21 protein-coding genes and 1 riboswitch are annotated in these 26083 nt (G+C 37.5%); of the genes, 15 read left to right on the top strand and 6 right to left on the bottom strand.

All coding sequences use genetic code 11. The features are described from left to right. Window positions 1-81 precede the first annotated feature (81 nt). Together NRE15_RS05250 and NRE15_RS05245 are read left to right on the top strand one after the other, a co-directional pair. Window positions 82-1992, top strand: coding sequence for a beta-glucoside-specific PTS transporter subunit IIABC (locus tag NRE15_RS05250; protein ID WP_313794546.1), 1911 nt, complete (start codon window positions 82-84; stop codon window positions 1990-1992). A gap of 90 nt (window positions 1993-2082) precedes the next feature. Continuing rightward, the gene (locus tag NRE15_RS05245; RefSeq protein ID WP_313794545.1) at window positions 2083-3513 is read left to right on the top strand and encodes a 6-phospho-beta-glucosidase; all 1431 of its coding nucleotides are present in this window, start codon (window positions 2083-2085) and stop codon (window positions 3511-3513) included. A gap of 593 nt (window positions 3514-4106) precedes the next feature. On the opposite strand, the gene NRE15_RS05240 is transcribed toward NRE15_RS05245, so the two are convergent. The 3 genes from NRE15_RS05240 to NRE15_RS05230 are packed head-to-tail and all read right to left on the bottom strand — an operon-like array spanning window position 4107 to window position 6557. After that, entirely contained in the window at window positions 4107-5414 is a 1308-nt protein-coding gene (locus NRE15_RS05240) for an alpha-L-fucosidase (protein WP_313794544.1), read from the bottom strand. Next, the gene (locus NRE15_RS05235; RefSeq protein WP_313794543.1) at window positions 5411-6076 is read right to left on the bottom strand and encodes a YesL family protein; all 666 of its coding nucleotides are present in this window, start codon (window positions 6074-6076) and stop codon (window positions 5411-5413) included. The genes NRE15_RS05240 and NRE15_RS05235 overlap by 4 nt, the downstream gene beginning before the upstream one ends. Window positions 6077-6089: 13 nt before the next feature. Further along, the gene (locus NRE15_RS05230) at window positions 6090-6557 is read right to left on the bottom strand and encodes a hypothetical protein (protein ID WP_313794542.1); all 468 of its coding nucleotides are present in this window, start codon (window positions 6555-6557) and stop codon (window positions 6090-6092) included. A gap of 326 nt (window positions 6558-6883) precedes the next feature. Between NRE15_RS05230 and NRE15_RS05225 the strand changes: the two genes are divergently transcribed. The 8 genes from NRE15_RS05225 (at window position 6884) to NRE15_RS05190 (ending at window position 16320) form a co-directional block, all read left to right on the top strand. Next, entirely contained in the window at window positions 6884-7840 is a 957-nt protein-coding gene (locus NRE15_RS05225) for an ABC transporter permease (protein WP_313794541.1), read from the top strand. A 33-nt stretch (window positions 7841-7873) separates the two neighbouring features. After that, window positions 7874-8767, top strand: coding sequence for a carbohydrate ABC transporter permease (locus NRE15_RS05220; RefSeq protein WP_313794954.1), 894 nt, complete (start codon window positions 7874-7876; stop codon window positions 8765-8767). A gap of 45 nt (window positions 8768-8812) precedes the next feature. Beyond that, a complete protein-coding gene (locus tag NRE15_RS05215) occupies window positions 8813-10456 on the top strand; it encodes an extracellular solute-binding protein (RefSeq protein WP_313794540.1) in 1644 nt (547 codons plus the stop codon). A gap of 258 nt (window positions 10457-10714) precedes the next feature. Next, entirely contained in the window at window positions 10715-11350 is a 636-nt protein-coding gene (locus NRE15_RS05210; RefSeq protein ID WP_313794539.1) for a YesL family protein, read from the top strand. A gap of 253 nt (window positions 11351-11603) precedes the next feature. Continuing rightward, a complete protein-coding gene (locus tag NRE15_RS05205; RefSeq protein WP_313794953.1) occupies window positions 11604-12551 on the top strand; it encodes an ABC transporter permease in 948 nt (315 codons plus the stop codon). Window positions 12552-12567: 16 nt separating this feature from the next. Then, complete coding sequence (locus NRE15_RS05200) at window positions 12568-13476, top strand: carbohydrate ABC transporter permease (RefSeq protein ID WP_313794538.1); 909 nt, start codon at window positions 12568-12570, stop codon at window positions 13474-13476. 79 nt (window positions 13477-13555) lie between these two features. Next, complete coding sequence (locus tag NRE15_RS05195; RefSeq protein ID WP_313794537.1) at window positions 13556-15157, top strand: extracellular solute-binding protein; 1602 nt, start codon at window positions 13556-13558, stop codon at window positions 15155-15157. A gap of 104 nt (window positions 15158-15261) precedes the next feature. Then, window positions 15262-16320 (top strand): glycoside hydrolase family 76 protein, encoded by a 1059-nt coding sequence (locus tag NRE15_RS05190; RefSeq protein WP_313794536.1) that lies wholly within the window; start codon window positions 15262-15264, stop codon window positions 16318-16320. A gap of 57 nt (window positions 16321-16377) precedes the next feature. Here NRE15_RS05190 and NRE15_RS05185 read toward each other — a convergent pair whose 3' ends face one another. Further along, on the bottom strand, window positions 16378-17484 hold the full coding sequence (locus tag NRE15_RS05185) for a GntR family transcriptional regulator (RefSeq protein WP_313794535.1): 1107 nt from the start codon (window positions 17482-17484) through the stop codon (window positions 16378-16380). A 245-nt stretch (window positions 17485-17729) separates the two neighbouring features. Further along, window positions 17730-17891: riboswitch (Lysine riboswitch) on the top strand. A 92-nt stretch (window positions 17892-17983) separates the two neighbouring features. Between NRE15_RS05185 and dapF the strand changes: the two genes are divergently transcribed. From dapF to NRE15_RS05160, 5 genes are all read left to right on the top strand, one after another. Beyond that, a complete protein-coding gene (dapF, locus tag NRE15_RS05180; RefSeq protein ID WP_313794534.1) occupies window positions 17984-18856 on the top strand; it encodes a diaminopimelate epimerase in 873 nt (290 codons plus the stop codon). A 9-nt stretch (window positions 18857-18865) separates the two neighbouring features. Next, window positions 18866-20101 (top strand): LL-diaminopimelate aminotransferase, encoded by a 1236-nt coding sequence (locus NRE15_RS05175; RefSeq protein WP_313794533.1) that lies wholly within the window; start codon window positions 18866-18868, stop codon window positions 20099-20101. Window positions 20102-21147: 1046 nt separating this feature from the next. Then, window positions 21148-22200: a Gfo/Idh/MocA family protein gene (locus NRE15_RS05170; protein WP_313794532.1), complete on the top strand. Its 1053-nt coding sequence runs from the start codon at window positions 21148-21150 to the stop codon at window positions 22198-22200. Further along, complete coding sequence (locus NRE15_RS05165; protein ID WP_313794531.1) at window positions 22197-22682, top strand: hypothetical protein; 486 nt, start codon at window positions 22197-22199, stop codon at window positions 22680-22682. The genes NRE15_RS05170 and NRE15_RS05165 overlap by 4 nt, the downstream gene beginning before the upstream one ends. Next, entirely contained in the window at window positions 22683-23684 is a 1002-nt protein-coding gene (locus NRE15_RS05160) for a Gfo/Idh/MocA family protein (RefSeq protein WP_313794530.1), read from the top strand. A gap of 290 nt (window positions 23685-23974) precedes the next feature. On the opposite strand, the gene NRE15_RS05155 is transcribed toward NRE15_RS05160, so the two are convergent. After that, window positions 23975-25114 carry a M20/M25/M40 family metallo-hydrolase gene (locus tag NRE15_RS05155; RefSeq protein ID WP_313794529.1) on the bottom strand — a complete coding sequence of 380 codons (1140 nt, stop codon included), beginning with the start codon at window positions 25112-25114 and terminating at the stop codon, window positions 23975-23977. After that, window positions 25104-26072, bottom strand: coding sequence for a N(4)-(beta-N-acetylglucosaminyl)-L-asparaginase (locus NRE15_RS05150; protein ID WP_313794528.1), 969 nt, complete (start codon window positions 26070-26072; stop codon window positions 25104-25106). The genes NRE15_RS05155 and NRE15_RS05150 overlap by 11 nt, the downstream gene beginning before the upstream one ends. Window positions 26073-26083 lie beyond the last annotated feature (11 nt).

Below are 26083 nucleotides of genomic sequence, written 5' to 3'. Positions count from 1 at the left end.
GTACCTTTATTTAGTGTGGGTATTATGGGTCTTTTTTTGTTATTGAAATAAGAAAAAATAGAGATAAAAGGAGCGGTAAATATGGATTACAAAGACACAGCCAAGTCGATTATTGAGAATATCGGTGGAGAAGATAATGTCTCTTACCTTTATCACTGTGCCACGCGTTTACGTTTTAATTTAAAGGATTCTTCCAAAGCTGATACGGAAGCCGTTAAAAAGATACCAGGTGTTATGGGAGCGGTCGAAAAAGGCGGTCAATATCAAGTTATCGTTGGTAGTGATGTCGGTAATGTTTTTAAAGAAATCAACAATCAATATGATATTAATGTTGAAGGCGGTTCTGATAGCGAACCAGAGAAAGAAGAAGAGAAAAAATCGTTCTTAAATACGATGATTGACACCTTAACGGGTATCTTTACCCCTATCCTTCCAGCGATTACAGCTTCAGGGATGATGAAAGCCGTACTATCCTTATTAGTTGTCTTCAATTGGGTCGATAATGAGTCGATGAATTATCAAATTATTAACTTTATGGCGGATTCAGCCTTTTACTTCTTGCCATTTTTACTAGCTGTATCGGCAGCCAATAAATTCAAAACCAATCAATATTTAGCCTTAATGATTGCTGGGATTTATCAACATCCCACTTTTGTAGAGATGGTCCAACAAGCCAATGCAACAGGCGGTTCTATTAACTTATTCGGCTTGCCAATTGCTTCAGTGACTTATTCATCAACGGTTATTCCCATTATTTTATCCGTGTGGGTATTATCATACGTTGAGCCGATTGCAGATCGCATTTCCCACAAATCAGTCAAATTCTTTACTAAACCATTGATATCCGTTACGGTTGTGGGGATTTTAAGTTTGGTGGTTATCGGACCTATCGGACATTATATTTCTGATTTGATTTCGCGCGCTATTTTATCGCTTGAAAATATTGCCCCTTGGTTAGTACCAACCATTATTGGTGCGCTGTTCCCACTATTAGTTTCAACCGGAACGCACTATGGTATTATCCCAATTGGAATTAATAACCGTTTAACCATTGGTTATGATACGATGGTTTACCCAGCCAACCTCGCTTCAAATATTTCGCAAGGTGTCGCTGCATTTGCGGTTGGTATAAAAACGAAGAATACTGAAGTTAAGTCATTAGCCTTTTCATCCGGTTTAACCGCTGTTTTAGGTATTACTGAACCCGTACTTTATGGGATTAACTTGCGTTTCAAAACACCTTTATATGCTGCCATGATTGGTGGGGGTGTCGGTGGTTTGTTTATGGGTCTTAATGGTGTTCGTAACTATTCAGGTGGTTCACCGGGTCTCTTAACATTACCTTCATATATTGGTGAAGATACGTTACGCCACTTCTGGTTTGCGATTGCAGGGGCTGCTATTGCGGCGGTGGTTACCTTTGTGATTACCATGATTATTTATAAAGATGAAGATGCGGCCGAAGAAATTCAAGAAATGGCTGAAACCATTGATGAAGGGACAGATTCAACGACTACAGCCACTGCCGAAGCTGGAGCGACGCTGGAAGTTGTTTCACCATTAACCGGTCATTTAAGACAGTTATCTGATGTTCCCGATGAAGTCTTTTCGCAAGGGATTTTAGGACAAGGGGTAGCGATTCTACCAACGGACGAAACCGTTTATGCACCCTTTAATGGTACTGTAACTGCCTTGTTCGATAGCAAACATGCCATTGGTTTAACGAGCGATGATGGGGTTGAATTATTAATCCACGTAGGTATTGACACCGTCCAAATGAATGGTGAAGGCTTTAATTATTTAGTTGAACGTGATCAAACAATTGAGGTGGGGCAACCTTTATTAACCTTTAACCTTGAAAAAATCAAAGATCATGGGTATTCAACCATTACACCAGTAGTCGTTACCAATACAAACGATTTAAAAGATGTCTTGATGGTATCCAACAAACAAATTCAAGTCGGTGAAGATATTATTAAGATCATCAATTAAATAAATATCACTGCTGCAACCTCCGGTTGATTAGGGGGTTGCTCAGTGCTATGTCGAGATGCTGCGATATTTATTCAAAGGAGGAAAAACATGGGGTTCAAAACGGATTTCTTATGGGGCGGCGCAACGGCGGCGAACCAGAGTGAAGGGGGCTACAATAAAGGTGGCCGTGGATTGGCAAATGTGGATGTGGTACCGACGGGTGAGGATCGTGGGCCGATTATTCGTGGTAAGGTGAAGCATTTAGCCTTTGACGAGGATCATTTCTATCCGGCTAAAAATGCGATTGATATGTATACGCATTTTAAAGAAGATATTGCTTTGTTTGCTGAAATGGGTTTTAAGGCTTATCGTTTCAGTATTGGTTGGACGCGCATTTTTCCAAATGGGGATGAAAATGAGCCGAATGAAGAAGGTTTGGCTTTTTACGATGAAATGATCGATGAATTGTTAAAATATGGGATTGAACCTGTCGTAACGATTACGCACTTTGATATGCCGATTCATTTGATTAATGCGTATGGTGGTTGGCGTAATCGTAAGTTGGTTGATTTTTATGGTAACTTAGTGACGGTGTTGTTTAATCGTTACAAGGGGAAAGTGAAATATTGGATTACGTTTAATGAGATTAATATGATTTTACATGCGCCTTTTATGGGAGCTGGCCTTGTTTTTGAAGAAGGCGAAAATGAGGAGCAGGTTATGTATACTGCCGCTCATCATGAATTGGTGGCGAGTGCTTTAGCCACTAAGATTGCCCGTGAAATCGATCCTGACATTAAAATTGGTTGTATGATTGCGGCTGGCCAATATTATCCCAATACCCCAAATCCGGAAGATGTTCGCAAGGCGCAAGTGGATAATCAAAGTAATTATTTCTTTGTCGATGTGCAAGCGCGGGGTGAATATCCAGCGTATGCTTTAAAAGAGTTGGAACGTAAAGGTATTGAAGTGCCATTTGTGGAAGGTGACAAAGAATTATTAAAAGAGAATACGGTGGATTATGTGTCGTTTTCTTATTATTCTTCACGTGTATCTTCGGCCGATCCAAGTGCTTATGAAAGTACGAGTGGGAATATTTTCCCAACGATTAAGAATCCTTATTTGGAACGTAGTGAGTGGGGCTGGCAAATTGACCCGCTTGGTTTTAGAATTACGATGAATGAATTGTATGGCCGCTATCAATTACCTTTGTTTGTGGTTGAGAATGGTTTAGGCGCGAAGGATGTCCCTGACGAAAATGGTTATGTTGAGGACGATTACCGTATTGAGTATTTGCAAAAACATATTGCTGAAATGAAGAATGCGGTTGAAGAAGATGGCGTTGACTTGTTAGGGTATACTTCTTGGGGTTGTATTGATATTGTGTCGGCTTCAAGTGGTCAAATGTCTAAGCGTTATGGTTATATTTATGTGGATCGTGATGATGCGGGTGAAGGTAGCTTGAAGCGCTCGAAGAAAAAATCGTTTGATTGGTATAAAAAAGTCATTGCTAGTAATGGCGAAGATTTGAGCAATTAAGTTTAATGCATGCTCCGAAAATCCGACCGTTTTTTAATGATAGTGGGACCGTCCCAAGCCTGTAGTCTTGGGACTCGGCTGGCTACACAGTCCCTACGCTCTATCGAGTTAGGGACTGTAGGTGTGCCAGTCCGTCCTTGACACTATCATTAAAAAAACGGTCGGATTTTCTGCGCTTTTTTTTGTTAATTTGGTAAAGTTTCTGCTTGCTTTAACTGTTGGTATGGGGTGGTGTTAAATGAGCTCAACGAATTGTGATTTCCTTTTATGACAAGTGGGAAGTGACGAACCGTCATTTCTCACTTACGTGGGTACACACAAATTGGAGGTATGCGGGAAGTGAAGAACCGTCCGTCATTACCCATTACCCACTTACTTTTTACCTAGATTTTGGACTTAATCAAGCTACTCTGTCTTTTGCTACTCGAGCAGATGACAGATTAGCTTTATTTAACGTTTGCTCACTTTCTGCTTACCATGTAGCGTTTGTTTGTAAATCACCTTAATTTCTGTAACATCACAAGTACTGCAAAACAAAAAACGCCTTGACTTCTATTTTCGTGGAAGTCAAGGCGTTATTTATTTGGCTAGAATTACTTCAATTTAATTTCCAAAACCATGTCGATGTCGTCAGCTAAGGCTTCGGTTGCGTGATTATTATGCAACTCAACAAAGGTTGTGTCGGGAAATGCTAGGGCGGTCCAACTGTCTGATATTTTGACGACGGAGTTATCCATCACGCGTTTCACGGAGGTGATTTGTGAACTAGCAAGACCTGGTAGAGGTAAGACGCCAAGAGGGCCGTCGAAAATATGGGCGTAAATGGTTTGGTCATCTTTTTGTGTGTAATAACCCCATTCAGGTTTTTCCAAACCAATGGCAGGGCCGTTTTCGTAAATTGCATCGCCATTCAAGGACATCCAATCGCCGATTTCACTTAACACCTCTAGGCTCTGAGTATTAAATTTACCCGTGCCGTCAGGAGGGATATTTAGTAAAATATTGCCGTTTTTACTAATGCATTCAACGAGTTTACGGATAATAAATTTCGCAGATTTATAACTACAGTCTGTCGGATCATAACCCCACGAGTTGTTGATGGAAGTACACAATTCCCAAGGGACAAGGTTACCATTCACATCTTTAATTGGGTAAGGTGGAATGATATGCTCAGGACTGATGTAATCTCCAGCGTAAGAAGTTGGTTCTGCATCAACAATCGAACCGAATCCCTCACCAGAAGTTTCCAACCGATTGTCTATCACGATATTTGGTTGGTGTTGACTAACCATATTCATAAGCTTCTCAGCATCCCATTTCTCACCACTCATATCATCGTAAGAAAAATCAAACCACATGATATCCAGTTCACCATATTGCGTGACTAATTCTTCTACTTGGTTGTGCATAAAGGTTAGATAATTTTCCCAATCAATATCTTCATCACGATACGCTTCATTCCCACGCATTGGGTGGTGTCGGTCGGCATACTTTGGAAAATCAGGATGATACCAATCGATTAACGAAAAGTATAAACCTACTTTCAGATTATATTTGCGTGCTGCCTCTAAATATTCCGCCACTAAATCACGACCAAAGGGGGTATTAGTGATTTTGTAATCTGTGTATTTTGAATCATATAAGCAGAAGCCATCATGATGCTTGGCGGTTAAAATTATATATTTCATACCAGCTTCACTGGCTGCTTTTGCCCATTGTTCAGCATCGAAAGCTCTTGGGTTAAAAGAATCAAAATAAGGCTGATACGCTTCAATCGTCATCAACTCACTACTTCGTACCCATTCTCCTCGTCCTATCGATGAATATAAACCAAAATGGATAAACATACCAAAGCGTGAATCAATAAACCATTGTTTATTTGGATGAATTTTTTGTTTCATGAACGTGAAACACTTCCTTTTTTATTAGATATTCCTTCTTCGTTTCGTTTCATTAAATTCTTAATGGCAATATCACCGAACCAGGCTATTGGGAAAATATACATTGGCACAAATAATAACAAATACATAATAGGGAAAATCGTCATAATAAATATCGCTACTCCTATACCGAGTAGTGCAGCAATCGTTTCTTTAATAGAACATAATGCTAAAAAGAATGCTTGTTTAATATGATCCTTGACACTTAAATCAAAGCTGACAATACTAGGGAAGATATAACAAACAATACTCAGGACAAATACCATGATAAGAATCAAGAAAAAGTGTAGATATCGATTGCCAATAAAGTATTGAGAAACTCTCAGATCCACATAAATAAATACAATTGCAGCAAGAGAGAGGTATCCTAAGATATTACTTTGTTTAAAGTTTTCAGCGTAGTATTTTTTGAAGCGATCAGCATTATAAATGTGTGTTAATGATTCATCTTCACGGCGTAAATTGTACATTATCAAACCGAAAATAGCTGAAATTGAAGGGAAAATTCCTAAGACTATGAACCCCTTAAAGCTATAGACAATTCCCCAAAATTGTAATTTAATCATTTCTATCATGAATGAACCTAAACTATAAATACCATTAACAAATTTGTTACTAGTCATAATATCCTCTTTCCTATATAAACTCCGTGTTTTCCATCATTGATTCGACAATTAACCACTCTTCGTTTTCATATATTAATGTAATACCAACTGTGGCAACATGATCACGATAGGTTTCATCATCACTTGTAGCTCTTTGTTGAACTCTTAATTTCACCATATCATTTGTCTGTTCTAGTACCTCTATGGATTCAAGGACAATCCGAATATCAAATTCATCAAAAACTTGTTGCATTTCACGTTGTGTTTCAACGCGGGCTGACGGTACAAGTGTTGAAACATATAAATCGATATTTTCTTCATTGGTTGCTTGAATATTGTTTTCAATAACAGCAACAACTTCTGCTATGGCTGATTCGTTAGATAAATTTCCTTTAACTTCATAACCATTAATCTCAGTGGTAGGTACTAAGAAAATATTATATAGATTTGGTAACATTAAGAGTAAAATGAGTAGAATAATTAAAAATATTTTTTTCATTTGTCACACCTTTAACTTTACTTTTGTAGTCATTATATAGAAGAAAGCGGATAAGTACAACGAGATAAAATAATAAAAAAAATTTAAAATATCGCTGAAAAAAATATAAAAATGAGAAGCAAATTAGATTGTAAAAGTCAATGAATAAAAGTTGTAAAATCTTAATATCATATAATAACATTTAAATAGACTTATCCTAAGCATACTGTAAACGCTTGATTTATTATTTGCGTCTAACTATAATGAAAAATGTAAGCTAGCAAATGAATTGAGAATTTATTATTTAGCTATATCAAAATAATTATAGGAATGGGGGAGTTAGACATATGGCTCAGGTAGCTAGTTCAAATCAAGTTCGACAAAACGATGAAGTCTATCATAAATCTAGGTGGCAAAAAATTAAAGATAGTAGGTATCTTTACCTATTTGCTTTTCCTGCATTTTTGTACTTTTTAGTTTTTGCATACTTTCCAATGTATGGAGTAATTATTGCCTTTAAAGACTATATGCCATCATTAGGTATATTAGGTAGTCCTTGGGTAGGTTTTAAACATTTCGAACGTTTTTTTAACTCTTATTATTTCTGGGACTTAATTAGAAATACGCTAGGAATAAATGTTTACTCATTAATTGTTGGTTTCCCGTTACCTATTATCTTAGCTTTAGCCCTAAATGAAGTTAAAGACGGGTTTTTCAAGAAATTCACTCAAACGGCAACCTATGCACCAAACTTTATTTCCGTTGTTGTTATTTCTGGGATGATAATTTCTTTCTTATCACCATCTACTGGTATTATTAACCACTTATTGGATTTTCTTGGCTTTGAAAGAATTGCCTTTATGCAAGACCCGCGCTGGTTCAAAACAATTTATGTGTTGTCAGGTGTTTGGCAGGGTACTGGTTGGTCGTCAGTTATTTATTTTGCGACATTGTCTGGGGTAGATGAACAACTACATGAGGCGGCGACAATTGATGGAGCAACCCGCTTACAACGCAATTGGTACATTAACATACCGACGATTGCTCCAACGATGATTATTATTTTAATTATGAACTTCGGATCATTGATGGCTGGTGGATTTGAAAAAATCCTACTTTTACAAAATCCATTGAATATGGAGTCATCCAATGTTATTGCGACTTTCGTTTATCAATCAGGTTTGCTAGATGCGCAATATAGTTTTGCTGCAGCGGTTGGTTTGTTCCAATCAGTCATTAATGCAGCTCTATTACTTATTGTAAACTTTATCGCACGGCGTGTCGGCGAAACGTCACTGTTTTAATGAAAGGAGCGTATCACATTGTTTGGTAAAAAAATGTTATTAACTGATCGAATCTATATGTTTTTTGTATATTTATTTTTATTCATCGCATTGATACTAGTGATATATCCAATGGCATATATAGTGAGTGCTTCTATTAGTGATCCCCAAGCTGTAAACTCTGGGGAAATGTGGCTCTTTCCTAAAGGAATTACATGGATAGGCTATGAAGCTATTTTTGAGAACCAACAAATTTGGCGTGGTTATTGGAATACAATCGTTTATACCGTATTAGGTACTTTGATTAACTTAGCCGTAACATTGCCAGTGGCTTATGCATTATCTAGAAAAGACTTTTATGGACGTACTTTTTTAACGAACTTTATGTTAGTTACCATGTTTGTAAGTGGTGGATTGATTCCTACATACTTATTAATGAAAAATCTAGGTTTTTTGGATACCATTTGGGCAATGATTATACCTGGTGCAGCATCCGTTTATAATATCATTGTAACTAGAACCTTTTTCCAATCGTCCATTCCCCGAGAGTTAGAAGAAGCAGCCATTATAGATGGAGCCAGTGATATTACTTTGTTCTTTAAAATCATTTTACCTTTATCTACACCAATTATTGCTGTTATGGCGCTGTACTATGGTGTTGGACATTGGAATGGTTTCTTTAATGCTTTAATTTATCTGTCCGATCGGTCTAAATATCCTTTGCAAATGGTACTTCGTGAGATCTTAGTATTAAATGACTTATCGTCAACAGGAACTCCAGAAACAATGACAACATCGATGGCTGAATTGGCGTATTCTCGACAACAGCTATCTGAAGTAATCAAATATGGAGTGATGATTGTTTCCTCAGCACCAGTTATTATGGTTTATCCATTCTTACAAAAGTATTTTGTTAAAGGAGTGATGATTGGCTCATTGAAAGGTTAGTTTGTTGCAATGTTGCTTGGGTTATATAATTTAGGAGGAACAACTTTGAAAAAATGGTTAAGAAAATTTAGTACAGTTACCATGGCTACTTTGTTAGCGACTGGGTCTTTGGCTACTTCAGTATTTGTTTCAGCTCAAGAAGATGAAGAATTTGAAACGGGCACATTGACTGAATTTCCACTGACAGAGGAAACTGTTCATATGTCATTAATGGCTCCAGGGACTGGTATGGCAGAATGGGCCGATATGCCTACTTTGCAAGTTTACGAAGAAATGACAAACATTTCGTGGGAATATATTACTCCTCCAATGAGTGATTTTGGTACACGTATGAATTTAGCGTTTGCTTCTGGCGATTTACCAGATATAATTTACGGGGCTGGGTCAGGTACCTTAACACGTGGAATGGAAGTTGACTATGGTCGTCAAGGAATTTTAATCCCTCTTGAAGGATACTTAGCAGAATACGCACCAAACTTTACAGCCTTAACAGAAGAAAACCCAGATATTCTTCGTTCAATAACTGCCCCTGATGGACATATTTATAGTTTACCATTTCTTTCAGGAGGTCCTACTGGAATTTGGCCAACAGGTCCGCTTTGGTATAATGGCGCATGGTTAGATGCCCTTGGAGTGGAAGAAGTACCAACAACTGTTGATGATTTCTATGATTTGCTAGTAAGAATGCGTGATGAAGATCCAAATGGAAATGGACAAGCAGATGAGATTCCATTTACGGATGTTGCGCTTGAGTATTCTAGACCTTATATATTAACTGCTTTTGGTATGAAAGCCTTTGGTATTGAAGAAGTTGACGGCGTAGTACGTTATGCTCCTGTGACTGATAACTACCGTGCTTATTTAGAGTTCATGGCTAAATTATATAGTGAAGGATTGTTAGACCAAGAAACATTTATTCAAGCAAACGAACAGAAAAAAGCTAAAGGACAAAACAACCAAATTGGTTTATTCCAAGACTGGTTCTCATTCTTTACTTTAGGCGGAACTGAAGATGAGGCAGTGAACAATCCAATGTTCCATCCATTAACTAGTGAATGGGCACCTGAACCTATTTCACCTGCATCACCTCAATTACAAACGGGTGTGTTTGCTATTACGAATCAAGCAGAAAATCCTGAACTTGCTGTTCAATGGGTTGACTACTTCTACTCACCAGACGGGGCTGCGTTTTTAAACCAAGGTCCTGAAGGAGCTATGTGGATTTGGTCAGAAAACGAAGCTGGTGAACCAGTTAAAGTATTTAATACAGAAAATGTAGATATCACAAATACTGAAGAATATCGTGGACAAATTACTCCAGATTATGGAATTCCAGTTCCAAAAGGTACATTTAATGTTGCTGGTGTCCATGTTGATCCAAATGAAACAGATGCATCTGCATTTAGTGACTTTATTCGAGATGAAACAGAAGCGAAAATGCAACCTTATGCAGAAGTTCCGTTCCCAGTTACTTATTTAACTACTGATGAACAAGATATTATTGTTACAATGCAAACAGATTTAAATACATTTATCGTTGAACAAGAAGCTCGCTTTATCACTGGTGTTCAAGAAATCAATGATGATACTTGGGCACAATATGTCAATACAATTAACTCTATGGGAATTGATGATTACGTAATGGTACATCAACAAGCCTATGACCGTTGGGTTCAAGCTGGCGAATAGAAATTAATTAGAGCATCTAAATTGGGAGAAATCCTGACTTAGATGCTTTTAAAATGCTTATAAAACGGAGGTGAACAATATTAATATATTAAAATGAAAATTAAATATATTTAATAGATTTATAATTTGACAAACAAAAAAAATTATGAGAAAATGCAAGCGATTACAGAATGGTTATTTATACATCAACATATTTCTCTGATGGAAAAGTTAATATTTAAGCTACAATAATTTAATAGGACTGGATTAGAAAGGCAGGTGAATATTATTCAATTTGAAGGAGTTTTTGGATATCTATTTGAAATAGTCATGTGGATAGTGAGACTAATCATTTTAAATTTCTTATGGATAATTTTTTCGGTATTGGGGATTTTTTTATTTGGAATTGCTCCAGCTAGTTTAGCAATGGCAAATGTCATATATAAGTGGTTTAGTGTAGGATACGATATTAATTTTGTGAAAATTTTCGTAAAATTTTATTTTAATAACTTTATTAAAGCGAATAAAATAGGGCTGATAGTTATTTTGTTTGCTATTTTTTTATGGTTCGATTTGTACATTTCAGAAAATTTTATTAGATCTGCGTTATTTCATGCAATAATAGTCCTGATAATAGGGGCTTTTACTGTTTTTGTTAGTTATTTAATGGTTATTTTTTGTAGATATGAACTTAAATTTTCACAATATTTTAAACAAGCCTTGCTATTTTCTATTGGGAGACCAATGGAATCCATCGGTATCATATTGACGATTTTTTTACTCGCAATCTTATATTCTTACATTCCTATTTTGTTATTTTTTATGGGAATTTCTTTGTCGAGTTATCCAATTATAGGATTAGCATATCATGCATGTTTAAAGGTAGAAAGAAAAATTGAAAATAAAACATTTTGAAGTCGTTTATAACATTTAAATATTCAATATTTAAAATATTGAATAAAGATAAAAAAAGAGAATGTAAACGTTGACATCCGAAATTTTTATGGTAATATATTATATATAAATATACTAAATATATGATAATGTATATTAAGTATAATAAAAATATGAACTGTTATAGCGACCTATAGTTAAAAGTTAATTAGTGAGGAGAATGAATGTGAATGTTAAAACCAATTCGTCTACGAGATCATTCAATTTTAATTTAATAACTAGTAATAAGGAGAAAAAAGAATTTCGTGCAAAAGAAAGAAAAACCAAAGTAAAATTTATTAAGCAAAACTGGCAGCTTTATCTATTTTTATTTCCAACTCTTTTGTATTTTGTCATATTTCATTATGCCCCTATGTATGGAATATTGATGGCTTTTAAAGATTATTCACCTGCATTAGGAATTTGGAAAAGTCCATGGGTAGGATTTATGTGGTTTGAAGATTTCTTTAATTCATATTATTTCACTGATTTATTAAAAAATACATTAGGTATAAGTATATATCAAATTATAGTTGGTTTTCCTGCTCCAATTATATTAGCGTTACTGATGAATGAAGTTAAAGACGGATTATATAAAAGAGGCTTACAAACAATTACATATGCTCCACATTTTATTTCATTAGTTGTAATGGTCGGGATTATCATTGCGTTTTTATCTCCTACCACAGGTTTAATTAACAATATCTTAGGTTTATTTGGAATAGGTCCAATACCGTTTATGATTCAACCCAAATGGTTTAAAACAATTTATGTATTTTCAGGGGTCTGGCAAAGTACTGGATGGGGAGCAATTATTTATATTGCAGCATTATCAGGAGTTGATCCGCAACTCCATGAAGCAGCTATTATGGATGGCGCTTCTAGATTACAAAGGATTCGACATATAAACATACCAGCTATTGTTCCTATTATCGTTGTTATGTTTATATTAGAAATGGGCGGTATTATGTCCGTTGGGTTCCAAAAAGTATTACTAATGCAGAATGAGTTGAATATGTCTTCCTCAGATGTAATATCAACATTTGTTTATCGAACGGGATTGTTAGATGCTCAGTATAGTTATTCAACGGCAGTAGGTTTATTTGATTCAGTAATTAATGCCACATTATTATTAACAGTAAACCAAATATCAAAAAAAATAACGCAAATCGGTTTGTGGTAGAAAAAGGAGTGATAAAATGTCATCAATTAAAGAAACCAAAGAAGATAAAATAATTAATTTTTTTGTTCATCTGATTCTGTTTATTGTGTTAATTATTATCATTTATCCATTAATCTATATTCTGAGTGCATCTTTCAGTGATCCAACGATGGTCAATTCGGGACAAATGTGGTTATTTCCAAAAGGTTTTACTTTAGATGGATATCGTTTGATTTTGGAAAATGAAGCGATTTGGCGTGGGTATGCTAATACAATTCTGTATACTTCTCTTGGCGTACTAATTAACTTAGTTTTAACAATTCCTGCTGCATACGCTTTATCAAGGAAAAGATTAGTAGGTAGGAAATTTATAACAAATATGCTACTTGTAACGATGTTTATTGGTGGAGGTTTAATTCCGACTTATATGTTAGTGAAAAATTTGGGGCTATTAAATACTATTTGGGCAATGGTTTTACCGGGTGGAGCATCCGTTTGGAATATAGTTTTGACAAGAACTTTTTTCCAATCAACCATTCCTACTGAACTTGAAGAGGCTGCGATTATCGATGGGGCAACTTCTTTTCAATTATTTACAAAAATAGTAATGCCTTTATCTTTACCTATAGTAGCGGTAATGGCTTTATTTTATGGAGTAGGACATTGGAATGAATATTTTAGCGCGTTGATTTATTTGAATAATGAAAAAATGTATCCTTTACAAATGGTTTTAAGACAAATTTTAGTAGTTCAAGAATTAAGTACATCAACATCTGATCCTGAAGCAGTATTGAGACAAGCTCAAATGTCTAATTATCAAGCAGATATGAGTGCAATATTGCGTTACTCTGTAATTATTGTTTCAACTTTACCAATGCTGATTGTTTATCCGTTTGCACAAAAGTATTTTGTAAAAGGTGTTATGGTTGGGTCGCTTAAAGGTTAAAAATTTAGGAAGTGAGGGTTGAACTGTACAAAATTGCTTGTAAAGTATGTTTGAAAAAAAGATTAAAGGAGCTTATTTGATGTCGAAGAAAAGAATATTAAAACTAATAAATTTGATTATCACCAGTGGTATTCTATTATCTAATGTCGCTAATTTATCAGTTAGTGCAACTGAAGTTAATGATGATAGTAATGTAGCGTTTCCAATTGTAGAAGAAAAAATCACACTAACTATGGTTGGACCTCAAGTTGGTAGAGGCCAATGGTCTGAAAGACAATATTTTCAAGAAATGGAACGACTGACAAATATAGCGTTTGAATTCAATACGCCCCCAAGAGATGATTTTGCAACTAGTAAACAATTATTATTGGCCAGTGATGATTTACCAGATATCTTTTATGCATCCGATATTACACATCAAGAACAAATGGAATATGGTAGCTATGGATTTTTAATTCCTTTAGAAGATTTGATTGAAGAACATGCTCCAAATATTAAAAAAATGTTAGATGAACGGCCAGAAGTTAGAAAAGCAATAACTACTCCTGATGGACATATCTATGCATTGCCATCTGTTACTGAAGAACCTTCATTTTGGCGTATGTGGTACAACGGTGATTGGTTAGAAAACTTAGGGATTGAAGAATTACCTAGAACAACCGATGAACTTTATGATTTATTAGTACGTTTTAAAAATGAAGATCCAAATGGAAATGGTGAAGCAGATGAGATACCTATTAGTAATCATGGTGGTTTATCAGAATTTGATGATTACTTAATGATGGCCTTTGGTGTTCAAGGAATGGGTATGGGCTTATATGGAGAAAATTTTGATCAAGTAGGCTTTGGTCCAATTCAACCTGGTTATCGTGAATACTTAGAGTATATGCATCGTCTATGGGAAGAAGAGTTATTAGACCATGAGTCATTTTCTCAAACTAATCCACAAAAACAAGCAAAAGGGAAGCAAAATCTTGTTGGAGTATTTGCTGATGCAAGTCCAGTATTTATGCTAGGAGCTGATCCACAAGATACTAGTAATCCTGTTTTTCATCCAATCACTAGTTCATTAATAGATGAACCAAGAGTATTGGAGTCAACTGGTATTGGTGGAGGAACTTTTGCTATTACTAAAGAAAATGAATATCCTATTGAAACAATAAAATGGATTGACTATTCTTACACTAAAGAAGGCGCTGATTTATTGCATAATGGTTTGGAAGGATTCTATTGGTCTTGGGCAGACGATGCGCAAACAACTCGCGTAATAAATGATCCACCAGAAGGTTATGATTCACCTGAAGATTACCGTTCATCAATTTCACCCGATTGGGGCATTGGAGTTCCGATTAGAAGATTTGCTAGCGATGACTATGAATGGAGTTTTGATGATCCGTATAATGATTGGTTACGTCAAGAAGAACAAGAAAAATTAGTTCCATATCAAGTTCCGCGATATCCAAGTGTATACTTTTCAGATGACGATTTACGGCAAATTGAACGAATAGAACGTGATTTAAGTACGTATGTTACTAGAATGCGTGCAGAGTTTGTTTCAGGAGATAGAGAATTATCTGATGCAGAATGGGAAAATTATTTGCAAACGATTGAACAGATGAATATTGAGGAACTAATTAATATTTATCAAGCTGGCTTTAATCAGTATCAAGAAACTGAATAATTGAAATTCAATTATGTTTTGTATATTTATATGCCATATGAACTGTATGAAATGTTCATATGGCATTATTAGTAATGATAATCATAAACGAAAGAGTTGATTTTATGAAAGAAACATCATCTTGGTCAGATAAAGCTGATAGGGCATTCAAGGGCCTATTGGATAATTTTTGGAATGATAATATAGGTATGTTCAATAATCAGTATCCTAATATTGATAATTATTCTAACTTAACATTCCATTATTGGTGGTATGCTCACTCAATTGATAGTCTAGTTGACGCATTTGAACGAACAAGGAATCATCAAATATTAGAAATAATTAGAGAAAAATATTTAGGAATTGTTTTAAGGAATGGGGGTCAACCCTTAAATCTACTTTATGATGATATGGAGTGGCTTGCATTAACTTTACTAAGAGTTTATAAAATTACCAACGATCCATTTTATTTGAATGAAGTAAAAGTACTATGGACAGATATTAAAAAAGGATGGACTGATGAAGCTGGGGGAGGGTTTGCTTGGCATAAAGAAATAATGCACTATAAAAATACACCTGCAAATGCACCAGCTATAATTTTAGCATCTAGATTATATCAATTATTTGATGACGAAAATGATTTAGACTGGGCAAATAAAATCTTCAAATGGCAAGATACTCAATTAGTTAATCAAAACACCGGATTTGTTAATGATGGAAAAAATAGTCAAAAAGATGGTGCAATAGATACGTCAGCGTATACTTATTGTCAAGGTGTCTATATAGGAGCATGTACTGAGCTATTTAAAATCTCAAAAAATAGAGAATATATTGAAAAAGCACTTTTGACTGCAGAAACTACAATTGAAAAATTTACACATACAGAAACAGGTTTATTGGTCAGTGAAGGTGTTGGTGATGGGGGATTATTTAAAGGTATTCTAATAAGGTACTTAACTGAACTTGTATGTTTACTACCTCAGGAAACCAAATTTATCACAGACTTTATTAGAAAAAATGCTGAGGGATTATGGAATGAAGGTATTGAAAAACCTCATATACTCTTTAACGATAATTGGGGGAAAGCACCTGAAATTAAAAAAGGGATTAGTCTGAGTGTGCAGTTAAGCGGTTTATTTTTGACAGAGTCTATGGCGAAATTGGAAGAATTAAATATTATATAAATTTAAGGAGCCTAGAATTATTATGGTTGATTCTAGGCTCCATTTTTTTACTGAGATTCATATTTTTTTCACTGATTGTCCTTCAACCAGATAGTACGGAGCATTATTTTTTTCAATTAAAGTTGGCTGTTCAATTTTTCTCAAAATTAAGTCAAGTGCTTTTTTACCTATCTCATATTGATCTTGTACAATATGAGTGAATGTAAATTCCTGATTGTTCAACATATTATACTTAGTGTGATCAAAACAAACTAATGAGAAATCCTTTTTTATTTCTTGATTTAATTCTTTAAGAGCTTGTACGACTAAGACAGCAATTGTAAATTCTCCAGTGAAGATTGCTGTTATATTATTGGAAGATTTCAAAAAAGCTTTTATTTTTTCAATATCATCTTCTTTGGTGGATTTACTATTAGGTATCATGGATTCTAAGTTTGATAATATTTGATTTTGATTAATAGTTTTATGGTTTTTAATATGCGCAGCAATTACGCCATCTATTCTTTCCTGAATAGTCGAAACTTGTGGAGTAGCCGTTACAATTCCAATTTTTTCGTGACCGTTGTCAAATAGATATTCCGTTAATAATTGTGCAGCTTGAGAATTATTAATACCAACACTACATGTGGGTAATTTATCCATTTGCCTATCAATTAAAACTAATGGGAAATTCTTTGAAACTAACTCCAATAATTTGGGGGAAATAAATTCAGAAGATGCCGGTAATAGTATGATACCATCAACACCAAGTGAAACTAGTTCGTCTAATAATTCAGCTTCTAATTCTGAATCACCTAATGTTATTTTCATAATAATTTGTGCACGGCCTTGGCTTTGAATTAATAAGTTACGAAGAATATCAGTGCCAAATATATCATCAAAATTTGTTATGATAAAACCAATAACCGGCAATTTGCTGTTATTTGCCTGTATTTGGTGATTTTGTATCTCATTGCTTATAACAATGGTCCCTTTACGAGGTTTTCTTGATATAAGAGAATCTTCTTTTAATAAATCCATAGCTTTTTTAATTGTAATAGCACTAACATTATAATGTTCAGATAATTCGGAGTCTGAAGGTAATTTATCTCCAACTTTATAAATGTTATTCACTATCTTCTCTTTAATATCATTATAAATTGATTTGTATAATGGTAAAGACATTGATTTTCTCCATTCTTATTATTAATATATATTAAATATACTAAATGTTTCTAATTAAGTCAAGTTACTATTATTGTGCGATAAATCTTAGAATTAAAAGAATTTTTTTAACATCAGAATAAAATATCACTTGAAATTACGACTAGTCTAACAGTGTCATTATCAGTGAATTAATTCCCCCAATTAATCGACGTCAATTAATTGACAGCTTTTATTTCTAGTGTTATCCTAAAACAAATAAAAAAGGTATTGTGCGAGGCGCGGCAAACAAGAGTACAGAAATATTATTTTTGGAAAGGGAATGTCGCCGAAATGAGTCGATAGGAAATTGACTTGTTGGTAGGTAGCCATAAGAGGCGACTTACTGTTTGACTTAACTGCCAGTTAAGTCGATTGTGCAAACATTACCCGGCAAAATAAATGTTTTCTCATACATCGAGGATCGTGGACTTTTGTTCGTGGTCCTCTTTTTTATTTATTTTCAAGGAGATGATGAGAAATGACAGAAACAAGTAGGCGCTCTATTCCTTTTACAAAAATGGAAGGTGCGGGCAATGATTATGTTTATATTAATGATTTAGATGGAACCATCCCTAATCTATCCGAATTAGCTATTGAAATGAGTCGACCACATTTTGGTGTTGGTAGTGATGGTTTAATTGCCTTGCAACCCTCATCTGAGGCTGATTTTAAAATGCGCATGTTTAATGCTGACGGTAGTGAAGGCCGTATGTGTGGTAACGGGATTCGTTGTTTGGCAGCTTTTGCCTATGAAAATAGTTTGACTGATAAAACGAATTTGACTATCGAAACGCTCAGTGGGGTTAAAACCGTTCAGTTAATGATGAATTCTACTGATAATATTATTGCAGCTCGTGTCGATATGGGAAAACCGATATTAAACACCCAACTAATCCCAATAAATACCTCTGCTACTCAGTGGCTTAATCAAGACTTTGTGGTTAATGATGAAACCTATCAGGTTACTGCTGTTTCAATGGGAAATCCTCATCTGGTAATTTATCAAGAGGGGATTGATGAGTTAGACTTACCCGAAGTCGGACCATTTTTTGAAAATCATCCACTATTTCCTGAAAAAATGAATACTGAATTTGTTGAAGTTATTTCGCCAAATGAAGTAAGAATGCGTGTTTGGGAACGCGGTAGCGGAGAGACTTTAGCCTGCGGGACGGGTGCTTGTGCGGTAGCGGTAGCGAGTGTTTTAAATGGCTTAACGGCTACAAAAGTTGTTGTACATTTAAAAGGTGGTCAGCTGAATATCGAATGGGATCGTGAGAACACAGGGAATGTGTTTATGGAAGGTGCTGTTAGAACGATATTTACTGGTGAATATTTTAGTCAAAATAGTTAAGGAGAAATTATGACGATTGAATTGAATCAAAATTATGCAAAGTTGCCGGATTCTTACTTATTCTCAACGATTAATAAAAAGATAGCTAGTTTTCAAAAAGAATATCCGAAAGCGGATATTATTCGCTTAGGGATTGGGGATGTGGTTTTACCATTAGTTCCAGGAGTGATTGAGGCTTTGCATGAAGCGGTTGACGAACAAGCGGTAAGAGAAACTTTTCGAGGTTATGGTCCTGAAGGTGGTTATGATTTTTTACGCCAGGCGATTGCAGAGGTTGAATTTCAAACTAATGGGATTAACATACAATTGGATGAGGTATTTATTTCGGATGGGTCAAAATCTGATGTTGCTAATATCCAGGAATTATTTGGTCAAAAAATTAGCGTCGCGATTGGCGACCCGGTTTATCCTGTGTACATCGATAGCAATGTTTTATCCGGTCGTCTTGGTGATTTTGAGGCAGTGACAGGGAAGTGGAGCGAAGCGATTTATTTAGTAGGTAATGAAACTAATCGTTTTGTTCCTGAATTACCAGCTAAAAAAGCCGATTTAATCTACTTGTGCTACCCAAACAATCCGACGGGAATGACATTAACCAAAGACCAATTGCAACTTTGGGTAGATTACGCCAATGATCAAGGTAATGTGATTATTTTTGATGCAGCTTATGAAGCTTACATCCAAGAAGATGGTATCCCGCATTCTATTTATGAGTGTTCGGGTGCCCAAACCTGCGCTATCGAAATGCGAAGTTTTTCTAAAAAAGCTGGTTTTACTGGTTTGCGTTTAGGATATACAGTTATTCCAAAAGCGCTACAAATCAATGGTCAATCCTTAAATAAAATGTGGTTGCGTCGCCAGTCAACCAAGTTTAATGGGGCACCTTATATTGTGCAAAAAGCTGGTGCAGCAACATTGCAAGAGCCTGCTAAGAGCCAGATTGCTGACAACATCCAATACTATATGGAAAATGCTCGCATCATCCGTGAAGGACTTGAAGCTAGCGGAATTACCGTTTTTGGTGGTGTCAATGCTCCTTATTTATGGATGAAGGTACCCAATGGCCTATCTTCTTGGGAATTTTTTGACCAACTCCTAACCCGAGCTCAAGTGGTTGGCACTCCCGGGGTTGGTTTTGGTCCAAGCGGCGAAGGCTATTTCCGCCTCACTGCCTTTAACATTCACGAACAAACGCTTGCTGCCGTCGAACGCATCCAAAGCTTCTTAGCAGTCGGTTTGGGGTGAGTGGCGTTGAACAAGCATTGAAAAGCCTAAGATAGGTCGACAAATGGACGAAGATAAGTCCGACTGATAGGGTCAAAAATTGATTGGTGGCGAAGAGGTATGTGTTCCTCGCCAGTTAATTAGGTTGGTGGCGAAGAGGCATGTGTTCTTCGCCGTCTAATTAGATTGATGGTGAAGAGGTGTATGGTCTTCGCCAGCTAATTAGATTGATTGCGAGGGTTAGTGGGAAGTAAAAGACCGGTGATTTGATAAGTCGCATCTTATATTTTGATTTGCCGGCTTTCGATTTCAACTGAAAGCCGGCAAATGATTTTGGCGGACGTCGATGGGAAAAGAAAGCCGGCAAGTGGGTTGAGCAGTTGGAAGTGAAATGACGAATCCTCAATCCCCCGCCAAACGGCGCTTCATTGAAAGTGGGAAGTGAAGAACCGTTATTTCTCACTTACATGGGCGCACACATATTCGGGCAGTTGTTGTGAGCGTGGTGAGGAGCGCACACATATTCGAGCAGTTGATGTGAGCGTGATGAGGAGCGCACACATATTCGAGCAGTTGTTGTGAGCGTGAACCTAAGTGGAAAATGTGTGATCATTAAATAACTACAAAATAGGCTATTCGGTCATGAAACTAGGTATTTGGTGACCGAATAGCTTTATTTAACGTTCGCTCACTTCCCACTTACGGCGAGGAAGCTTGTAGGCACCGCCACCAAAGTGAGAAGCTGTTGTTTAGTGCATTATTGTCTCCTAAATTAAGCAACTTTTTCTCTTTACACTTACGCGCAATCTCTTATGAAACCAATCCGATAACGTATTTTTTTGACCACGAGGCAAATTTGTCTGAAGTTGTCGTGTCCTATCGATTCTTATTAATTATCCGCAGGCCATCCTGAATTTTCGAAGGCATGCGCCACAGGAGCGCAGGCCATCCCGGATTTTCGAAGGCATGCGCTTAAAAATCAACATAGAATACAAGTGATTTTATTGGTAGGGATATTCTAAGAAAGCTATACTTATGAGGACATCGATTCATAGGAGGCTGGTTAAATGTTAAAGATAAGTGTTATTGGGGTAGGGTCAATTTCGTCCATGCATATAGAGGCGGTACAGGCTAATGCTAAAGCGGAATTAGTCGCTTTTTGCGATATTAATGAAGCTAGACTTAAAGAAAAAGGTGCAAACTATGGTGTAACGCAATTGTATGTTGATTACAAGGATTTGCTTGCTAATGATGCGATAGATGCCGTCATTATATGCACTTGGAATGATAGCCATGTGGAAATTGCAACGGCTGCTCTAGAAGCGGGCAAACATGTGTTTGTTGAGAAACCGTTGAGTCGTCAAATGACGGATGAAGCTAGAAAACTTGGTGATTTAGCCAAAACGACCGATAAAATTGCTAGTGTCGGTATGGTACGTCGTTATGCGGATAATGCTCGTGTATTGAAACAATGGATTGATCAGGGCAATATGGGGGATATTTATTATGGGAAGGCTAGTTTGCTGCGGCGATTGGGGCATCCTGGGGGTTGGTTTGGCAAGCAAAGTATTTCTGGTGGGGGTCCGATGGTGGATTTGGGCGTGCATTTGTTGGATATCACTTGGTATTTAATGGGGAAACCGCGGCCGGTAACGGTTAGTGCGAATACGACGAATTATTTAGGTGGACGTGATCATATTGGTTATTTGTCGGCATACAAGGCGGCGGATCAGTTGGATGAACCTTCGGATGTGGAGGATTTTGCTAATGCCTTGATTCGTTTTGAGAATGGGGCGTCTTTATATATTGAGACTTCCTATGCTATGCATACGCCGCAAGATGAGTTGTTGATTCAATTGGCGGGTTCAAAGGGTGGTGCGGTTTTGGAGCCGTCTTTAAAGTTGATAACGGAAGCGAATGGTGTGATTTTGAATGCTGAGCCGCAAATGGATTATCCGGGTTTTCATGAGCATGCTTACAGCCGTGAAATTGATGCTTTTATCAATGCTTGTGTAGAGGGCACGGCTAATGAAACGCCGATTGCGGATGGTTTGACGGTGCTTTCGATGCTGGATGCCATTTATCAATCCGCTGGCCAGAAACAGGAGTTAAGACTATGATAAATAAATATCCCCATGAACGCCTTTATTTGCAGTTAGAGAATTTGGCTGGTTTTAGCGCATTGAAACGTCGATTGCTTGAAGCAAGAACGGTTGGTATTTTGCGATATCAAAGAAAAGTTGCGAGTGAAACGCAGCGGTATTTATTTGTGGAAGATTGTTTGGTGTTTGAACGGTTGTTTGGCGAAGTTGTCGCGGTTGATGTAGCTCGGCGGGCGACCTATTGGATTGTGTTGTTGCGGTTTGCTGATCGAACGATTGCTCACTTGGAATTTTGCGCGGGCGATGTGGAGGCGGTCAATGTCGAATGGAACGGTGTGCATCAGTTGTTGGTGTTTGATAGTGAGTTGCAACAAGGCTTCAAGGTGTCTGGTGGTGAAAATTATGCTTTGCGGGTAGTGCCTAAAGTTTTTTGTGAACGGGAAGCGATTGAAGCCGATTTTCGACGGTGGCAGGGGTATTTATTTGGGGAGGATGAGTAAATGGTACGTTTAGGATTTATGAGTTTTGCCCATATGCACGCTTATTCGTATGCGGAGGCAGCGCGAGTGATTGCGGGAGTCGAGTTGGTTGCGGTGTTTGATGCGGATTTGGAGCGGGGACAGGCAGCTGCTGATACCTTTGACATGGTTTTTTATGCGGATGTGGATGCATTTTTTGAGCAGGATTTTGAAGCGGTGGTTATTTGCAGTGAAAATAATCAGCATGCTTGGATGACGGTAGCGGCAGCGGAGTATGGTAAGCATGTTTTATGCGAAAAGCCGATTGCAACTAGTGTGGAAGATGCTAGGCGGATGATTCAGGCGTGTGATGATGCTGGTGTGATTTTGCAGACGGCGTTTCCGGTTCGGTTTACGGATTCGATAGTGGCTTTGAAAAAGGTGGTTGAAACTGGTCAGCTAGGTGACATTGTGGCGATGCGGTCGACAAATCGCGGACAAAATCCTGGTGGTTGGTTTGTGGATGTTGAGCAATCTGGTGGCGGTGCTGTCTTTGATCATACGGTGCATATGGTGGATATTATGCGATGGTTGATGGGGGCTGAAGTGGTGTCAGTTAGGAGTCAAGTGGATAATTTTTACTACGGCGATGGAGTGGAGGATGCGATTGATGATGCGGGTGTGATGACCTTGGTGTTTGATAATGGGGTCATTGCGAGTCACGATGCGTCGTGGTCGCGTTATGAGGAATATCCAGTATGGGGTGATGTTCAGATTGAGGTTATTGGAACTGAGGGTACGGCTAAAGTGTCTAATACCTTAGATAATGTGATAGAGTTTGCCCCTGTTTCTGATGGTTGCCCACGGACATTGCATTTTAATGGGTTTGGAAATAATACGGATTTGGCGTTGATGAGAGATTTTGTTGAATGTGTGCGTGAAGGCCGTCAACCTTCGATTACTGGGTATGATGGATTGAAAGCCATGGAAGTGGGTTTGGCAGCTTATCGGTCAGCAGAGGAAGGACGGCGGGTGGAGTTGTAGGTGGTTAGGGGATTATTAGAAAGCAAATATTGGGTTTATTGCTTATCGGTCATGAAATGAGAGATTTGGTGACCTAGTAAATTGAGCGCAACGAATTTGCATTCCTCTTTTTATCTCACTTCCGCCATTTTGCTAATATTAAGCAGAAAACCATATTGCTAACCTAATTTTCCGTAATATATCTTTAATCTGTCATCTGCTCTACAAGCAAAAGACAGATTGTCCACTTATCTAATCAAAAACACCGGTGCGCTCACTATCGCAATGAGTGCACCGGCTTAAATTTTAGCCTACATATCCTTCAACGCTAACAAAGCATGGGCATAAATCTTGGTATTCAGCATCAAATCCGAAACTTTAATCCATTCATCGGGTAAATGAGCGATATTTTTCTGGTCTGGAAAGCTTGGGCCAAAGGCGACAATATTATCGATAGCGCGAGCATAGGTCCCGCCGCTTGTGGTGACAATAGCCTCATCCACATCAACAAATTCACCATAAACATCGGCCAAAACCCTTACAAATTCGGCATCAGCATCTACATAGTTGACAGAATCATGCTTAGAAATACATTCTAAGGCAATTGACTCAGGTAGCAAACCACCCACTAAGTCCAGTATCTCGTCACCAGAAATAGTCTCAGGATAAGAAATGGACCAGCGTAAACTTTCACAATTCTCAACCATCTCCAATCGATACCCACGCATCAATGTTTCACCGAAACGGTCAGACTTTCTAAAAATCCCCAAGGCTTTTCCGTCAGATAAACTTGCAAAGACATAATCATTAATCCATCGATAAAATACCTCACGATTACCATGATTTATCACACGCAGATTCAATCGGCCTTTTTCACCGACTACCACTGGCCATTTACAATCAGGCGTCCATCCAAAAGTAGGTGGTTTGGCAACCTGATTATAATGCTTCACACATTCAAATCCAGATTCTTCATTGCAACCAAACACCAAGCGAACCGGACGTTTAAAGGTCACTCCTAATTCTTTCAAAGCATACAAAGCAAACAAATTACTTAAAATCGGCCCTTTATTATCCAAGACACCCCGACCAAATAAATAATCCCCATCACGCCGCAGAACAAATGGATCACTAGTCCAACCTTTGCCAGCTTCAACAATATCGACATGGCCAAAAATACCAATGTAATTCGCATCATCTAAACCAGGACTATCACCAAACTCAGCATAACCAATCTTATTATCCAAATTGACTGTTTTAAAGCCTAATTTATCCGCAATCGCCAAAGCCACATCTAACGCCTTTCGAGGTCCTAGACCAAAAGGCGCTCCAGGCATCGCAGTACCTTGCACACTATTGACATTAACTAACTCACCAATAGCATCAATCAATGGCTTTTCCAATGCATCAATCGACTCATTCAGCTTGTCGCAGAGGTATTTATTTATCATAGCGGATTTCCACTTCTTGTTGGCGTTTAGCGAAGTAGGCGGTAATCCACTCTTGATTAGCCACTTTGTGTTCCATGTGGTCACCGACGCGATTAGTCAGGTAAACCGTTGGCTCACTGGCGTCAGCAGTCGCAACCACAAACGAAAAATTAACTATATTGGATGCACAACCCCATTCGCCGGCTGTGTTCATCGCAACCACCGACAAATCACCACTTTTGCCACGTCGCGCGGTCAAATCCGCATCCAGTTCGAACACCACTTTTTCACAAGCTTCTTGAGGTGACAAGCCGGCTTTCATCATTTGCACAATTTGGAAAGAAGTGACACCTTTCATCAAATCTTCGCCTAAACCAGTGGCCGTAGCCCCACCGACCGCACGATCACAGTACAAACCACTACCGATAATAGGCGAATCTCCCACTCGGCCAGCTTTTTTCATAAACAAGCCGCTTGTTGAAGTGCCTCCTACTAACTGCCCTTCAGCATCCAAAGCGACCATACCAACCGTATCATGACCAGCATAAGGCGCCAACTCTTTTTGCCGATCATCTCCAACCCGATTTTTATAAAAAATCTTTGCTCGGTCAGTTAACATGGTTTTACGCTCAAAACCGGCTTTGCTCGCATAGGCTTCAGCCCCAGCCCCGACCAAAAAATTATTAAAATCATTAGCACTCAATGACCGTGCAATCGAGATCGGATTAGCAAAATCTTTCACTGCACCAATGGCTCCAAAATTCAAGGTATCGCCGTCCATATAGGCTGCGTCCAACTCAACAATCATTTCTTCATTGGGCAAGCCACCATAACCGACAGATTTATAATACTCTCCGTCTTCAACATCCTTAATAGCTGCTTCGATGGCATCGCCAGCAAAACCGTTAGACTTAAGTTGCTCTGCACCTAAAGTCACACCATCCAATGCCATCGTCCACGTTGCTATCATTCCCCACATTTTCTTTGCTC

Origin of the sequence: Fundicoccus culcitae, from assembly GCF_024661895.1 — a bacterium.
Classification (GTDB): domain Bacteria; phylum Bacillota; class Bacilli; order Lactobacillales; family Aerococcaceae; genus Fundicoccus_A; species Fundicoccus_A culcitae.
This window is presented reverse-complemented; position numbering and strand designations above follow the sequence as displayed.

Coding starts and splice junctions, on each gene's coding strand:
- NRE15_RS05250 (WP_313794546.1), top strand. CDS start 82: ATGGATTACAAAGACACAGCCAAGTCGATTATTGAGAATATCGGTGGA.
- NRE15_RS05245 (WP_313794545.1), top strand. CDS start 2,083: ATGGGGTTCAAAACGGATTTCTTATGGGGCGGCGCAACGGCGGCGAAC.
- NRE15_RS05240 (WP_313794544.1), bottom strand. CDS start 5,414: ATGAAACAAAAAATTCATCCAAATAAACAATGGTTTATTGATTCACGC.
- NRE15_RS05235 (WP_313794543.1), bottom strand. CDS start 6,076: ATGACTAGTAACAAATTTGTTAATGGTATTTATAGTTTAGGTTCATTC.
- NRE15_RS05230 (WP_313794542.1), bottom strand. CDS start 6,557: ATGAAAAAAATATTTTTAATTATTCTACTCATTTTACTCTTAATGTTA.
- NRE15_RS05225 (WP_313794541.1), top strand. CDS start 6,884: ATGGCTCAGGTAGCTAGTTCAAATCAAGTTCGACAAAACGATGAAGTC.
- NRE15_RS05220 (WP_313794954.1), top strand. CDS start 7,874: ATGTTATTAACTGATCGAATCTATATGTTTTTTGTATATTTATTTTTA.
- NRE15_RS05200 (WP_313794538.1), top strand. CDS start 12,568: ATGTCATCAATTAAAGAAACCAAAGAAGATAAAATAATTAATTTTTTT.
- NRE15_RS05195 (WP_313794537.1), top strand. CDS start 13,556: ATGTCGAAGAAAAGAATATTAAAACTAATAAATTTGATTATCACCAGT.
- NRE15_RS05190 (WP_313794536.1), top strand. CDS start 15,262: ATGAAAGAAACATCATCTTGGTCAGATAAAGCTGATAGGGCATTCAAG.
- NRE15_RS05185 (WP_313794535.1), bottom strand. CDS start 17,484: ATGTCTTTACCATTATACAAATCAATTTATAATGATATTAAAGAGAAG.
- dapF (WP_313794534.1), top strand. CDS start 17,984: ATGACAGAAACAAGTAGGCGCTCTATTCCTTTTACAAAAATGGAAGGT.
- NRE15_RS05175 (WP_313794533.1), top strand. CDS start 18,866: ATGACGATTGAATTGAATCAAAATTATGCAAAGTTGCCGGATTCTTAC.
- NRE15_RS05170 (WP_313794532.1), top strand. CDS start 21,148: ATGTTAAAGATAAGTGTTATTGGGGTAGGGTCAATTTCGTCCATGCAT.
- NRE15_RS05165 (WP_313794531.1), top strand. CDS start 22,197: ATGATAAATAAATATCCCCATGAACGCCTTTATTTGCAGTTAGAGAAT.
- NRE15_RS05160 (WP_313794530.1), top strand. CDS start 22,683: ATGGTACGTTTAGGATTTATGAGTTTTGCCCATATGCACGCTTATTCG.
- NRE15_RS05155 (WP_313794529.1), bottom strand. CDS start 25,114: ATGATAAATAAATACCTCTGCGACAAGCTGAATGAGTCGATTGATGCA.
- NRE15_RS05150 (WP_313794528.1), bottom strand. CDS start 26,072: ATGTGGGGAATGATAGCAACGTGGACGATGGCATTGGATGGTGTGACT.